Origin of the sequence: Lysobacter soli (assembly GCF_009755585.1) — a bacterium.
Taxonomy (GTDB): domain Bacteria; phylum Pseudomonadota; class Gammaproteobacteria; order Xanthomonadales; family Xanthomonadaceae; genus Lysobacter_J; species Lysobacter_J soli.
The window spans coordinates 1,191,939-1,206,348 of record NZ_CP046603.1; the positions used below are offsets into that span (position 1 = coordinate 1,191,939).

Here is a 14,410-nt window from a genome sequence, read left to right on the forward strand (position 1 = left end):
ATCGGCTGCGTGCTCTAATCGTTCTACGGCGAACGGGGGTGGTGGCTGATGCAGGGAACGGCGCGGTGGTGACCACGCAGGTATCGAGCACGCGATCGCGCGAACATGCGTCGGCCGCGGTTCCCGTCGCGGCGAGCGAGCGGGTGGTGTCGCTCGATGTGCTGCGCGGACTCGCGCTGCTCGGCATCGGCTTGATGAACGTGGAGTATTTCAGCCGCCCGCTGCGCGACATGGGTCAGGGGCTGGACCCGTCGCTGCACCCGGTGGACTACGCGCTGGCCTGGCTGGTCTACGTCTTCGTGCAGGGCAAGTTCTGGATCCTGTTCTCGCTGCTGTTCGGGATGGGCTTCGCGGTGCTGGACGAGCGCGCGCGTGTCGCCGGCATCGACTTCCGCACGCTGTACCTGCGCCGCGCGGCCGGCCTGATGCTCATCGGGCTGGTACACGCGCTGCTTATCTGGGCGGGCGACATCCTCATCACCTATGCGCTCGGCGCCGTCGTACTGCTGTGGTTCCGGGATGCCGAACCGGCGCGTCAGGGCCGATGGGGCGCGGCGCTGTACGGGGTGCCCGCGTTGGCGCTGCTGCTGATGGCGGGGATGATGTGGGTCTCGCCGGAGCCGGCGCAGGCCGACCATTCCGCTTCGGAAGCCGCGCGACTCGCGCTCGAGAAGGCGCGTCGTGCCGAGGAAGTCGTCGCCTATTCGAGCGGCTCGTGGTGGGACGCGGTGCTCGTCCGCGGTCGCTTCTTCATCGACAACCTCGACGAGACGCTCGTGTTCGAGGTCTTCGCGCTGGGCATCTTCCTGATGGGCGCCTGGCTTCTGCGCAGTGGCGCCATCACCGATCCCGCGGCGCATCTTCGCCTGCATCGCGTGCTGCGGTTCGTCGCGTTGCCGGCCGGCGTCGGGCTCGCGCTTGCGAGCGTGTCGGTGGCGACGCGCTTCGATTGGGAGACCGACGGCGCCCGAGCCTTGCTGGCCGTGTCGCTCATGCTGCTGGCCTCACCGCTGATGAGCTTGGGTTACCTGTCATGGACGCTGCGCGCGCTGCAGACACGGACGGGCGCGCGCATGCTCGGCGCGCTCGCGCCGGCAGGGCGCATGGCGCTCACGAACTACCTGCTGCAGTCGATCGTCGGCACCCTGGTGTTCTATGGCTATGGCCTCGGCCTGTGGGGCCGCGTGCCGCGTAGATGGGAACTGCTGGGCGTCGTGGTGCTGTTCGCGATGCAGGTCGTGGCCAGTCGCCTATGGCTTTCGCATTTTCGTTTCGGCCCGGTGGAATGGCTCTGGCGGGCGTTTACGTATGGTCGTTTCCCGCCGATGCGGGCCACGTCTGCCCTGACCCCCTAAACTGATGCCCATGGAACAGCGCGAAGATGTGGTGATCGTCGGGGCCGGCGTGATCGGACTGGCCAGCGCCCTGGCTCTTCTGGAAAGCGGACGAAGCGTCCGCGTGATCGACGCCGGCCGTGTCGGCGGCGGCAGTTCGCACGGCAATTGCGGCACGATCACGCCCAGCCACGCTCCGCCACTGGCCGCGCCTGGCGTCGTCCTGCGCGCATTGCGCTGGATGCTCACGCCAGACGCGCCGCTCTATGTCGCGCCGCGTTTCGATCCGGCCTTGTGGTCGTGGCTGCTGCGCTTTGCCGTGCGCTGCAACGACCGCGACTGGCGCAGCAGTGCGCGTGCGAAGTCCGCGATCCTCAACGACTCGCGCGATCGCCTCGCCGATTGGGTGCGCGATTACGACCTGGCCTGCGAGTTCGCCCATTCCGGCGAGGATTACGTCTTCCGCGATCCGCACGAGTTCGAGCACTTCCAGGACGAAGTCGGTTTCCTTCGCGAACTGGGCGTGCGCGTGGACGTGGTGGACGGCCGCACGTACGAGTTGATGGAGCCCGCGCTCAAGCCGGGCGTCGCCGGCGCGATCCGTTTCGATGGCGACGCCGTGCTGCGGCCGGACCGCTACGTCGGCGAACTCGCGCGCGTGGTGCGCGCCCGCGGCGGCACCATCGTCGAGCATTGCGCCTTCACCGGCGTTCGCGACGACGGCGACGGCGTGCGTGTATCGACCGCGCAGGGCGACATCGCCGCGCGCGAGATGGTGATGGCCCTGGGCGCATGGTCGCCCAAGCTCGCCGACGCCATCGGCGCGCCGGCCCTCAAAAGTGCGATCCAGCCGGGCAAGGGGTACTCGATCACGTACTCGACGCCGTCGCGCGTGCCGCGCCGCCCGCTGGTGCTGCGCGAGCGCCAGGTCTGCGTGACCTCCTGGGAAAGCGGCTTCCGTCTCGGCAGCACGATGGAGTTCAGTGGCTACGACGACACGCTCAACCCGCGCCGGCTCGCCGCGCTCGAACGCGGCGCGAGCGAATACCTGCACGAGCCGTACGGCGCGCAGAAGCAGGAACAATGGTTCGGCTGGCGTCCGATGAGCTGCGACGACGTGCCGATCATCGGCCGCGTGCCCGGCAACGAACGCGTCATCATCGCGACGGGCCACGGGATGATGGGCGTGAGCATGAGCGCCGCGACCGGCCAACTCGTCGCCGACCTCGTCGTCGGGCGTCGCCCCGACCTCGATCCCGTTCCCTACGGCATCGAGCGTTTCTCGTGACCGGGTGCGAAACGAACATGCCGGGATGTGCACGTCGCGATGACCGCATCTGCATGAGCATGCGCGCATGAGTCTGGAAGCCGGCTTCGACCTGATCGTCATCGGCGGCGGCTCCGGCGGCCTCGCCGGTGCATTCCGCGCGGCCGAACACGGCGCGCGCGTCGCGATGCTGGAACCGCACCTGCTCGGCGGCACGTGCGTGAACGTCGGCTGCGTTCCGAAGAAGGCGATGTGGCTCGCGGCGGACGTCGCCGGCCGGCTGCGCCTCGCGCAGACGCTCGGATTCGACGTCCCGCCGGCGACACTCGACTGGCCGGAATTCATCGTCCACCGCGAGCGCTACATCGCCAACATCCACGCCAGTTACCGCCGCCGGCTCGATGCGGCGGGGATCATGGTGGTGCCGAGCTTCGGCCGCTTCGTCGATGCGCGGACGGTCGAATGCGAGAACGGTACGTTGCTGCGCGCGCGACGAATCCTCATCGCCACGGGCGGGCGCCCGCACCGGCCGGAGATCCCCGGCGCCGAATGGGGCAGCGTGTCGGACGATTTCTTCCAGTGGCGTGCGGCGCCCGAACGTGTCGCGATCGTCGGCGGCGGTTACATCGCGGTCGAACTGGCGGGCCTGCTGCAGGCGCTCGGCAGCCGCGTGGATCTCTTCGTGCGTGGCGATCGCCTGCTCAACGGGTTCGATCACGAACTGGCCATGCAGCTCGGCGAGGATTACCGGCAGTCCGGCATCCGCCTGAATTTCGGTCATTCGATCGCCGCGCTGGAAGACAAGGGCAGGCGCGTGCGTTGCGAGGACGGCGAGCTGAGCGATCCATTCGATGCCGTGCTGTTCGCCACGGGTCGCAAGCCGAACAGCGAGCGACTGGAACTGGAGCGCGCCGGCGTCGCCACCGATGTCGGCGGCCACGTCGCTGTCGACGAACGCCATGCGACGAATGTCGACGGCATCTTCGCGATCGGCGACATCACGCCGAATCCGCCGCTCACGCCGGTGGCCATCGCCGCGGCGCGGCGCCTGATGGATCGCGTGTATGGCGGCGCGACCGCACTGCTGGATGCGCGCGACATTCCCACCGTGGTGTTCTCGCATCCGCCGATCGGGCAGGTGGGCCTCACCGAGCGCGAGGCGCGTGAAATCCATGGCGATGCCGTGCATGTGTATCGCGCCGGATTCCGGCCGATGCTCTCGGCGCTTGCCGACCTCCCGCAGCGCAGCTTGTTCAAACTGGTGTGCCTGGGCGACGAAAAGCGCGTGATCGGAATCCACCTGTTGGGCGAAGCGGCGGACGAGATCCTCCAGGGCTTCGCCGTCGCGCTGAAGCGTGGCATCACCTTGAACGACCTGCGCGACACGGTCGCCATCCATCCGACCAGCGCCGAGGAAGTGGTGCTGATGCGCTGAACGCGCGACGAGACCTGCACGATGAACGCCCACGACACCGACGTCTTCACCCTGCATCGCGGCACCGCGCCGCTGCTGGTGAGCCTGCCGCACGACGGCAGCCACATTCCCGAGGAACTCGCAGCACGCATGGTGCCGGCCGCGCGCCGTGCGCCGGATACCGACTGGCACGTGTCGGTGCTCTACGACTTCGCGCGCGAGATGGGCGCGTCGATCATCGTGCCGCGTCATTCGCGCTACGTCGTCGACCTGAACCGTCCGCCTGACGACACCTCGCTGTATCCGGGCCAGAACACCACGGGCCTGTGTCCGGCCGTGCAGTTCACCGCCGAGCCCGTGTACCTCGAAGGACAGGCGCCGGACGAAGCCGAGATCGCGTCGCGCGTGGAGCGTTACTGGCGTCCGTACCACGACGCGCTGGCGGGCGAAATCGAGCGCCTGCGCGCGCAACACGGTCGAGTGGTGCTGTGGGAGGGGCATTCGATCCGCGGCAGCAACCTGCCGTTCCTGTTCGAAGGCCGTTTGCCGGACCTCAACCTGGGCACCGCCGGGGGCGCGAGCTGTTCGCCGGCATTGCAGCAGCGTCTGGAAGCGGTGCTGGAGGGTCAGATCGACTACGACCACGTCGTCAACGGCCGTTTCAAGGGCGGCTACATCACGCGCCATTACGCCGACCTCGCACGAGGCGTGGAGACGGTGCAGCTGGAAGTCAGCCAGCGCAATTACATGGACGAGGACAGCTTCGCCTACGACGCCGGGAAGGCGGCGACGCTGCAGGCGGTGATCCGCAACCTGCTGCGGGCGACGCTCGCTGTCTGATCGCTTCGGCGTGCCCGGCAGTTGCGTCGCCTGCACCGGCAGGCGACGCAACCAGGTCAGGGTGTGCGGAAAGCGCGGACGTGGTCCATCGTGGTTCCGCGCCGCGAGACGACATACAGCGTGCGATTGCCCGACATCACGATGTATCCGCCTTCTTCCTGGCGCCAGGCGGTCTGTCCCGTCTTCGCATCGATTGCCCAGAGCAGGCTGTGCCCGGTGGCGGCGTCCTCGGTGCTGACAAACACCATGTTCCGGGTGGCTACGACATTGTTGAGGGTGCGCGTCTGGTTGTCGGCGACGGGAGCCGTCCAGGTCCACAAGATGCGGGCCGTCGCCTCGTCGAGGGCGTCGATGGTCGCGTATGCCGGGCCGGATCGCGTGGCATAGACCGCCCCGTTGCCCACCGCGTAGAAACTCCCGTATCGATCGCTCGTGATCCACTGCTTCGTGCGGGACGCGATGTCGAAACTCGACAGCCGCTGGCCACGCGCCGGATGGTACGTGCGTGCGATGAGGTTGTTACGCGAACCGAGCGCGATGGTCGTTGAGCCGGGGAGGATCGCGCCATCCGAGTCCATGTCCCAGATCGAGCCCACGTAGGCGCCATTGCGGCGGTCGATGCTCGCGATCTCGTTGCCTGCCTGATAGTAGAGGTGCCCGCTGTCGAGCGTGGGCGTCGTCGATTGCAGCAGGGTGCGTGGAGATGCCCACAGGCGAGCGCCCGTCCGGGCGTCTGCCGCATGCAGTTCCTCGCCGTTTGCGCCGGCGAAGAAGAACAACTGTCCACGATCGTGGGTGGGGGCGAGTACCGTGGCGAGGCGCTGCGTGGCCTGCGCGTAGTTGAATGCGGCCGCCCCGGTCTTTCCGTCATAGGCGTTGATCAGCGTGTCCGAGCCCAGCGTGACCAGATACGCCAGTACGCCATTGCTGGCCGGCGCCACTGCCGAGACGCCGTTCGGGACCGCGCGGCTCCATAGTGGCGAGCCGTCGTATTCGTTGAAGGCGAACATCGTGTTGCGCTGACTGCCATCGCTAGTGGTTCCGCCGGAAACCACCACGAGCGAACCGTTCGCCGTGGTCGGCCGACCGATGTAGCGTTCCAGCGCGCCAGCGACTTCGGGAGCGTCCCATTCCCAGACCATGCGCAGCGCGGTCGGATCGAATGAAGTCGGCACGAAGCTGGCATGCGTGGCGTCGCGGTTCAGCGTTTCCCACTCGCCCAGTGTGCTGATTGTGATGCGGAAATCGACGCGCACTGCCGGCCCCCACGTCTGCACGCATCCGGCGTCGCGGCATGCGGTGATCTCGAGCTGGCCTGCATGATCGCCGCTCAGCACGAGGTTCCTCGGCGTGAGGTCGTAACGGAAAGTGCCGCCTGCCGGTGCCGGTTGCACCGCGGGATTGGCGAAGGTGCCGGTCGGGTCGTTGACCTTGAGATGGACCGCGCTGCCTGCGGGAAGGTTGTTTCCCTGCCAGCTGCCTTCGAGGACCGCCGCGAGCGGTTCCCCAGCCGTAGCGGATGCCGTCACCGGCCCCTTCGGCGTGAGGGTCACCGTCCCCTGTGGCGCGGGTGAGCTGGGCGCCGGCGACGAACCGCCGGAATCATTTCCACCACCGCCGCCACCGCCACAGCCGGCAACGAAGATCGCGGCGGCGATGGCCACCACGAATCCTGCATTCCTTGAACTCACGACTCCCCCTGTTGTTTCCCTGAGTGATATCCGCCCGCGTCATGCGGGCGGTGATTCGCAGCGAGGCTCCCCAGCCTCGCATCGGCCCGACCTCGGCCAGTCAGACTTCCAGCGTCGCCAGGTCGCCCTTCGTCTCCAGCCACTGCTTGCGGTCGCCTGCGCGCTTCTTGGCCAGCAGCATGTCCATCAGCGAATGCGTCTGCGTGTCGTCATCCACCGTGAGCTGCACGAGGCGGCGCGTGTCGGGATGGATCGTCGATTCGCGCAGCTGCGAGGGGTTCATCTCGCCCAGGCCCTTGAAGCGGGTGACGTTGACCTGACCGCTGAAGCCCTTCTTGCGATCGCCCTTCTCGCGTTCGATCTTCTCCAGCAGGATGCGCTTTTCCTCTTCGTCGAGCGCGTAGAACACCTGCTTGCCCACGTCGACGCGGAACAGCGGCGGCATCGCGACGAACACGTGGCCGGCCGCGACCAGCGACGGGAAATGCTTCAGGAACAGCGCGCTGAGCAGCGTCGCGATATGCAGGCCGTCGGAGTCGGCGTCGGCGAGAATCACCACCTTGCCGTAGCGCAGGCCCGACAGATCGTCCTTGCCCGGATCGCAACCGATGGCGACGGCGAGGTCGTGCACTTCCTGCGAAGCGAGCACGCTGCCGGACGCGACTTCCCAGGTGTTCAGGATCTTGCCGCGCAAGGGCAGGATCGCCTGGAAATCCTTGTCGCGGGCCTGGCGCGCGCTGCCGCCGGCGGAGTCGCCTTCGACGAGGAACAGTTCCGTGCGCGACAGGTCCTGGCTCGAGCAGTCGGCCAGCTTGCCCGGAAGCGCGGGGCCTTGCGTGACCTTCTTGCGGACGACCTGCTTCTCGGTCTTCAGGCGCGCGGCGGCGCGTTCGATCGCCAGCTGCGCGATCTTCTCGCCCAGTTCGACGTGCTGGTTGAGCCACAGCGAGAACGCATCGTGCGCGGCGCCTTCGACGAAGGCGGCGGCCTGGCGCGACGACAGGCGTTCCTTCGTCTGCCCGCTGAACTGCGGGTCGGTCATCTTGATGCTGAGCACGAAGGCGACGCGGTCCCACACGTCTTCCGGCGCGAGCTTCACGCCGCGCGGCAGCAGGTTGCGGAAATCGCAGAACTCGCGCAGCGCGTCGGTGAAGCCGGTGCGCAGGCCGTTGACGTGCGTGCCGTGCTGCGCGGTCGGGATCAGGTTGACGTAGCTTTCCTGCACCAGCTCGCCTTCAACGACCCACGCGACGGCCCAGTCGGCGGTCTCGGTGTCCTTGGTGAGCTTGCCGACGAACAGCTCCGGCGGCAGCAGCTCACGCTCGGCAAGTTCGCCGCGCAGGTAATCGCGCAGGCCGTCCTCGTAGTACCACTCGTTGCGCTCGTCGGTCGCTTCGTCGAACAGTTTTACCGTCAGGCCCGGGCACAGCACGGCCTTGGCGCGCAGCAGGTGCCGCAGGGCGCGCACGTTGAACTTGGGCGTGTCGAAGTACTTCGCGTCGGGCCAGAAATGCACGCGCGTGCCGGTGTTCTTCTTGCCGACGGTGCCGACGACTTCCAGCGGCGTCGCGCGGTCGCCGTCCTTGAAGGTCATGCGGTATTCGTTGCCGTCGCGCTTGATCCTCACCTCGACGTGTTTGGACAGCGCGTTGACCACGCTGACGCCCACGCCGTGCAGGCCGCCGGAGAAGGTGTAGTTCTTGTTGCTGAACTTGCCGCCCGCGTGCAGGCGCGTGAGGATCAGTTCGACGCCGGGGATCTTCTCCTCGGGGTGGATGTCCACCGGCATGCCGCGGCCGTCGTCGGACACCGAGCAACTGCCGTCGTTGTGCAGCGTCACCTCGATGGTGCGCGCGTGGCCGGCGAGGGCCTCGTCGACGGCGTTGTCGATGACTTCCTGCGCCAGGTGGTTCGGGCGCGCGGTGTCGGTGTACATGCCGGGGCGGCGCTTGACGGGGTCAAGGCCGGAAAGGACTTCGATGTCTGCGGCGTTGTAACGGGAACTCATTCTTCGACGACTTCTTCGAGGACGTACAAGGCGGAGCGGGGATGGTCGGTGGCCCGGGCCGGAAATACAACACGCGGGTGATGCCGGTCCGGTCGGGAAGCATCGGGGCCACCTGTCACCCAGGTTGAGACGCGCCCGCGACCCTTGTGTCGGGCCGGCGACCGCCCCACATCGGTCCCGGCGCCCCGTTCAGTGCAGGCTTGGCGCCGCGAGGGTAGGGTGCCGCCAGCGTCGCGGCCCGCCCGCAGCGCCGCCCGCTTCAGGGCGTGTTCTCTCCACTGGAGGTCGTATCCGATGAACATCCGCAAGCTCGTCCTTCCCGCCGTGATCGCCGCCACGCTGGCGACGCCCGCCTTCGCCCAGCAGCAGCCCGCGCCGCAGGCCGACGCGGCGAAGAACGCACAGTCGCAGCAGTCGCGCGACAAGGCCGGCCAGAAGGCCGATGCGCCGAAGGCCGACACCGGCAAGGCCGGCAAGAAGGACCAGTCCGACCCGACCCGCGAGCCGGAGGAAGAGGACGAGCGCTGAGCCTCGCCGCTGCCGCGGTCCGCGATTCCGACGCCCCGCAGCCGCGGGGCGTTTTCGTTTCCGGCGTGAAGCCGCGCGGTTGTGGGGCGCGGGTGCCAAGCCGGCGCCGCGGAACGCATCGATGCACCCTCATGAACGCGACTCGGCTCGCCCTCAACCGGCCGAGCCGGTAAACTACGGCTTTCCAGCGGCAGTAAAACCATGACTCCCCTGATTTTCGTCACCGGCGGCGTGGTGTCCTCGCTTGGCAAGGGCATTGCAGCAGCCTCGCTGGCGGCCGTCCTCGAAGCGCGCGGCCTGCGCGTGACGATGATGAAGCTCGACCCCTACATCAACGTCGACCCCGGCACCATGAGCCCGTTCCAGCACGGCGAGGTGTACGTCACCGACGACGGCGCCGAGACCGACCTGGACCTGGGCCACTACGAGCGCTACCTGCGCACGCGCCTGTCCCGCAAGAACTCCATCACCACCGGCCGGATCTACGACAACGTGATCCGCAAGGAACGCCGCGGCGATTACCTCGGCGGCACCGTGCAGGTGATCCCGCACATCACCGACGAGATCAAGCGCTGCATCGTGGAGGCCACCGACGGCTTCGACGTGGGCCTGGTCGAGATCGGCGGCACGGTGGGCGACATCGAGTCGCTGCCGTTCCTGGAGGCCATCCGCCAGATCCGCTCCGAGCGCGGTCCGGACGGCGCCATCTTCATGCACCTGACCCTAGTGCCGTGGATCGCCGCCGCCGGCGAGCTGAAGACCAAGCCGACGCAGCACTCGGTGAAGGAACTGCGCTCCATCGGCATCCAGCCCGACATCCTGCTGTGCCGCAGCGAGCAGCCGCTGCCCGACAGCGAGCGCCGCAAGATCGCGCTGTTCACCAACGTCCCCGAACGTGCGGTCATCTCGGCCGTCGATCTGGACAACATCTACAAGATGCCGCGCCGCTTCCAGGAAGAAGGCCTGGACGCGATCGTGCTCGACCGCCTGCGCATCAACGCTGGCCCCGCCGACCTTTCGGAATGGGACGAGGTCGTCGATGCCAGCGAGCATCCGGTCGACAACGTCACCATCGCCGTCGTCGGCAAGTACGTCGACCACCAGGACGCCTACAAGTCCGTCGCCGAAGCGCTCAAGCACGGCGGCCTGCGCCAGCGCACGCGCGTGAAGCTGAAGTGGCTGGAGTCGTCCGACATCGAACAGCAGGGCGTGGACGCGCTGAACGACGTCGACGGCATCCTGGTGCCGGGCGGCTTCGGCGATCGCGGCTTCGAAGGCAAGGTGCTCACCGCGAAGTTTGCGCGCGAGACCGGCCTTCCGTACTTCGGCATCTGCTACGGCATGCAGGCGGCGGTGGTCGATTACGCGCGCCACGTCGCGGGCCTGTCCGGCGCCAACAGCACCGAGAACGACAAGGCCAGCCCGCATCCGGTGATCGGCCTGATCACCGAATGGCGCACGTCCTCGGGCGAGATCGAACGCCGCAGCGAGGAAAGCGACCTGGGCGGCACGATGCGCCTGGGCCTGCAGGAGCAGCGCCTGAAGCCGGGCACGCTGTCGCGCGAGATGTATGGCAAGGACGTCGTGGCCGAACGCCATCGCCACCGCTACGAATTCAACAACCGCTACCGCACGCAGCTGGAAGACGCCGGCCTGACCATCAGCGCCAAGTCGATGGACGACCTGCTGGTGGAGATGGTGGAGCTGCCGCGCGATGCGCATCCGTGGTTCCTGGCCTGCCAGGCGCATCCCGAGTTCCTGTCGACCCCGCGCGACGGCCATCCGCTGTTCGTCGGTTTCATCCGCGCCGCGCGTGAGCGCAAGGCGCAGGCGGGTGGTCGGTTGCTGAAGGAAGCGACGGCCTGACGCTGTTCTCCCTCCCCTTCAAGGGGAGGGCCGGGGAGGGGATGGTGTCCCTTTCCGGATGCGGTACACCACGCCACACCATCCCCACCCAACCCTCCCCTTGAAGGGGAGGGCTCAAAAGCGAAGAAGCGAATGAACCTCTGCGGATTCGAAGTCGGCTTGGACCAACCCTTCTTCCTGATCGCCGGCCCCTGCGTGATCGAGTCGATGCAGCTCCAGCTCGATACCGCCGGCAAGCTCAAGGAAATCACCTCCGAGCTCGGCATCAACTTCATCTTCAAGTCGAGCTTCGACAAGGCCAACCGCACCTCCGCCACCAGCTTCCGCGGCCCCGGCCTCGAGGAAGGCCTGAAGGTGCTGGCCGAGGTGAAGAAGCAGATCGGCGTGCCGGTGCTGACCGACGTGCATGAATACACGCCGATGGACGAGGTCGCGGCCGTCGTCGACGTGCTGCAGACGCCGGCGTTCCTCTGCCGCCAGACGAACTTCATCCAGAACGTCGCCCGCGCCGGCAAGCCGGTGAACATCAAGAAGGGCCAGTTCCTCTCCCCGTGGGAAATGAAGCACGTCACCGACAAGGCCAAGGCCACCGGCAACACGCAGATCATGGCGTGCGAGCGCGGCGTGTCGTTCGGCTACAACAACCTGGTGAGCGACATGCGCTCGCTGAGCGTGATGCGCGACACCGGCTGCCCGGTGGTTTTCGACGCCACGCATTCGGTGCAGCTGCCCGGCGGTGCCGGCGGCAAGAGCGGCGGCCAGCGCGAATTCGTGCCGGTGCTGTCGCGCGCGGCGATGGCGGTCGGCATCGACGGCATCTTCATGGAGACCCATCCGGTGCCGGACGAAGCGCTGTCGGACGGCCCGAACGCGTGGCCGCTGCCGAAGATGCGCGCGCTGCTGGAAACGCTGCTGGAAATCGACCGGATCACCAAGAAGAACGGTTTCCTCGAATCCACGGTCTGAACCTTGCCGGACGAGGCGTGCTGCGACGGCGCTGCCGTAGCGCGCCGTGCCGCCCTTGTCCGGTTCTGCTTTAATCCGTGTCCAAATCCGCTTTCGCCCCTACGACGAAACCCATGACGACCATCGCCAAAGTCCACGCCCGCGAAATCCTCGACAGCCGCGGTAATCCGACCCTCGAAGCCGAAGTCACGCTGGCTGACGGCAGCTTCGGCCGCGCCGCGGTGCCCTCGGGCGCGTCGACCGGCACCAAGGAAGCCGTGGAACTGCGCGACGGCGACAAGACGCGCTACCTCGGCAAGGGCGTGCGCCGCGCGGTGGAGAACGTGAACACCACGATCGCCAAGGCGTTGGAAGGCTTCGACGCCGACGACCAGGCTGGCCTGGATCGCCGCATGATCGACCTGGACGGCACCGAGAATAAGGGCCGACTCGGCGCGAACGCGCTGCTGGGCGTGTCGCTCGCCAACGCCCACGCCGTGGCCGCATCGAAGAAGCTGCCGCTGTGGAAGTACCTTGCCGGCAACCGCGAGGCCGTGCTGCCGGTGCCGATGATGAACATCATCAACGGCGGCGCGCATGCCGATAACAACGTGGACCTGCAGGAATTCATGATCCTGCCGGTCGGCGTGGACAGCTTCGCCGAGGCGCTGCGCGCCGGCACCGAGGTGTTCCACGCGCTCAAGTCCGTGCTCAAGGGCCGCGGCCTGAGCACCGCGGTGGGCGACGAAGGCGGCTTCGCGCCCGACCTGCGTTCGAACGAGGAAGCGCTGGAAACCATCCTGGAAGCCATCGGCAAGGCCGGCTACAAGGCGGGCGAGGACATCCTGCTCGGCCTGGACGTCGCCTCCAGCGAGTTCTACGAGAACGGCAAGTATAACCTCACCGGTGAAGGCAAGCGCCTGACCAGCGAGCAGTTCGTCGACTTCCTCGCCAACTGGGCCGCGCAGTACCCGATCGTCACCATCGAGGACGGCATGGCCGAGCACGACTGGGCCGGCTGGAAGCAGCTCACCGACAAGATCGGCAAGAAGGTGCAGCTGGTCGGCGACGACCTGTTCGTGACCAACCCGAAGATCTTCAAGGAAGGCATCGACCAGGGCGTGGCGAACGCCATCCTGATCAAGGTCAACCAGATCGGCACGCTGACCGAGACGCTGGAAGCCATCGCGATGGCCGACGCGAACCGCTACGCGGCGATCGTCTCGCACCGTTCGGGCGAGACCGAGGACACGACGATTTCCGACATCGCCGTTGCCACGACCGCCACGCAGATCAAGACCGGCTCGCTGTGCCGCAGCGACCGCGTCGCCAAGTACAACCAGCTGCTGCGCATCGAGGAAGCGCTCGGTTCGGCCGCGAAGTACGCCGGCCGCGACGCCTTCGTTTCCCTCAAGCGCTAAGGCACGGGGCACGCGCGCATGCGCTGGTTGCGACTGCTGCTGGTGCTGCTCGCCGGATTGCTGGCGTTCCTGCAGTACCGCCTCTGGGTGGGCGAGGGCGGCAGCCGCTCAGTCGCCCGCCTGGACCGGCAGGTGCAGCAGCAGACGCGCGAAAACGCGGGTCTGCAGCAGCGCAACGACGCACTCGCGGCGGAGGTCGAGGACCTCAAGTCCGGCGAAGCGGCGGTCGAGGAACGCGCGCGCAGCGAGCTGGGCATGATCAAGCCCGGCGAGACGTTCTATCGCGTGGTCGAGCCGGAAGGTTCGACCACGCCCGCCACCGACACGCCGCCTGCCGACGACGCGCAGGCTCCGGCGCCGTGACACCGCGCATCTGGGCGGTGCTGCCCGCCGCCGGCCGTGGCACACGCTTCGGCGGCGAAGTTCCCAAGCAATACCTCGAAGCGGCCGGCAAGCCGCTGATCGCGCACGCGCTCGACGCGCTGCTTTCGCACCCGCGCATCGACGGCGCGATGGTCGCTCTGGCCGCCGACGATGCACGCTGGCCGGGCTGGACCTCGCGCCATGGGAAGCCGCTGCTGCGCTGCAATGGCGGCGGCGAACGCGCCGATTCGGTGCTCGCCGCGCTGCACGCGCTGCCATCGGATGTCGGCGACGACGCGTTGATCCTCGTGCACGACGCCGCGCGCCCGAACCTGCACGCAGGCGACATCGATCGACTCATCGACGTGGCAACGACGCACGCCGATGGCGCCATCCTCGGCGCACCGGTGCGCGACACGCTCAAGCGTGCCGACGCGGCCGCGCACATCGTCTCGACCGAGCCGCGTTCGGCGCTGTGGCGCGCGTTCACGCCGCAGGCCTTCCGGCGCGGCGCACTCACGGCCGCGCTGGAACGCGCCCGTGCCGACGGCGTCGTCGTCACCGACGAAGCCATGGCCATGGAGCGCATGGGCGCGCACCCGGCACTGGTGGAAGGGCGCGAGGACAACCTCAAGGTGACCACGCCCGCGGATCTCGCGTTGGCGGAGTATCTTCTCGCGCGTGGAACGGCCGAACGCGCCTGACGTCCGCAATGCCGCAGGCGCTTCGACGG

General features: G+C 67.7%; 12 protein-coding genes. 10 read left to right on the top strand and 2 right to left on the bottom strand.

Features of this window, described 5'->3' with window-relative positions; genetic code table 11:
* The first annotated feature begins 68 nt into the window (after positions 1 to 68).
* From GOY17_RS05555 to hutG, 4 genes are all read left to right on the top strand, one after another.
* Positions 69 to 1,355, top strand: a complete 1,287-nt coding sequence (locus GOY17_RS05555) for a DUF418 domain-containing protein (protein ID WP_232338583.1) — start codon at positions 69 to 71, stop codon at positions 1,353 to 1,355.
* Between the two features lie 10 nt (positions 1,356 to 1,365).
* Complete coding sequence (locus tag GOY17_RS05560; RefSeq protein ID WP_157029625.1) at positions 1,366 to 2,622, top strand: NAD(P)/FAD-dependent oxidoreductase; 1,257 nt, start codon at positions 1,366 to 1,368, stop codon at positions 2,620 to 2,622.
* Positions 2,623 to 2,689: 67 nt separating this feature from the next.
* Entirely contained in the window at positions 2,690 to 4,036 is a 1,347-nt protein-coding gene (gene gorA, locus GOY17_RS05565) for a glutathione-disulfide reductase (protein WP_157029626.1), read from the top strand.
* Positions 4,037 to 4,057: 21 nt separating this feature from the next.
* Positions 4,058 to 4,855 (top strand): N-formylglutamate deformylase, encoded by a 798-nt coding sequence (hutG, locus tag GOY17_RS05570; RefSeq protein ID WP_157029627.1) that lies wholly within the window; start codon positions 4,058 to 4,060, stop codon positions 4,853 to 4,855.
* A 56-nt stretch (positions 4,856 to 4,911) separates the two neighbouring features.
* On the opposite strand, the gene GOY17_RS05575 is transcribed toward hutG, so the two are convergent.
* Together GOY17_RS05575 and parE are read right to left on the bottom strand one after the other, a co-directional pair.
* Positions 4,912 to 6,519 carry an outer membrane protein assembly factor BamB family protein gene (locus tag GOY17_RS05575; protein WP_157029628.1) on the bottom strand — a complete coding sequence of 536 codons (1,608 nt, stop codon included), beginning with the start codon at positions 6,517 to 6,519 and terminating at the stop codon, positions 4,912 to 4,914.
* A gap of 127 nt (positions 6,520 to 6,646) precedes the next feature.
* Complete coding sequence (gene parE / locus GOY17_RS05580) at positions 6,647 to 8,554, bottom strand: DNA topoisomerase IV subunit B (protein ID WP_157029629.1); 1,908 nt, start codon at positions 8,552 to 8,554, stop codon at positions 6,647 to 6,649.
* A 294-nt stretch (positions 8,555 to 8,848) separates the two neighbouring features.
* On the opposite strand from parE, the gene GOY17_RS05585 reads away from it, so the two are divergent.
* The 6 genes from GOY17_RS05585 (at position 8,849) to ispD (ending at position 14,381) form a co-directional block, all read left to right on the top strand.
* Positions 8,849 to 9,082, top strand: a complete 234-nt coding sequence (locus GOY17_RS05585) for a hypothetical protein (RefSeq protein WP_157029630.1) — start codon at positions 8,849 to 8,851, stop codon at positions 9,080 to 9,082.
* Positions 9,083 to 9,283: 201 nt separating this feature from the next.
* Positions 9,284 to 10,948: a CTP synthase gene (gene pyrG / locus GOY17_RS05590; RefSeq protein ID WP_157029631.1), complete on the top strand. Its 1,665-nt coding sequence runs from the start codon at positions 9,284 to 9,286 to the stop codon at positions 10,946 to 10,948.
* 132 nt (positions 10,949 to 11,080) lie between these two features.
* The gene (kdsA, locus tag GOY17_RS05595; protein ID WP_115840920.1) at positions 11,081 to 11,914 is read left to right on the top strand and encodes a 3-deoxy-8-phosphooctulonate synthase; all 834 of its coding nucleotides are present in this window, start codon (positions 11,081 to 11,083) and stop codon (positions 11,912 to 11,914) included.
* Positions 11,915 to 12,027: 113 nt separating this feature from the next.
* Positions 12,028 to 13,314 carry a phosphopyruvate hydratase gene (gene eno, locus GOY17_RS05600; RefSeq protein ID WP_115840919.1) on the top strand — a complete coding sequence of 429 codons (1,287 nt, stop codon included), beginning with the start codon at positions 12,028 to 12,030 and terminating at the stop codon, positions 13,312 to 13,314.
* An 18-nt stretch (positions 13,315 to 13,332) separates the two neighbouring features.
* The gene (gene ftsB, locus GOY17_RS05605) at positions 13,333 to 13,677 is read left to right on the top strand and encodes a cell division protein FtsB (protein ID WP_115840918.1); all 345 of its coding nucleotides are present in this window, start codon (positions 13,333 to 13,335) and stop codon (positions 13,675 to 13,677) included.
* Entirely contained in the window at positions 13,674 to 14,381 is a 708-nt protein-coding gene (gene ispD / locus GOY17_RS05610) for a 2-C-methyl-D-erythritol 4-phosphate cytidylyltransferase (RefSeq protein WP_157029632.1), read from the top strand. Before ftsB ends, ispD begins: the two co-directional genes overlap by 4 nt.
* The last annotated feature ends 29 nt before the right edge of the window (positions 14,382 to 14,410 follow it).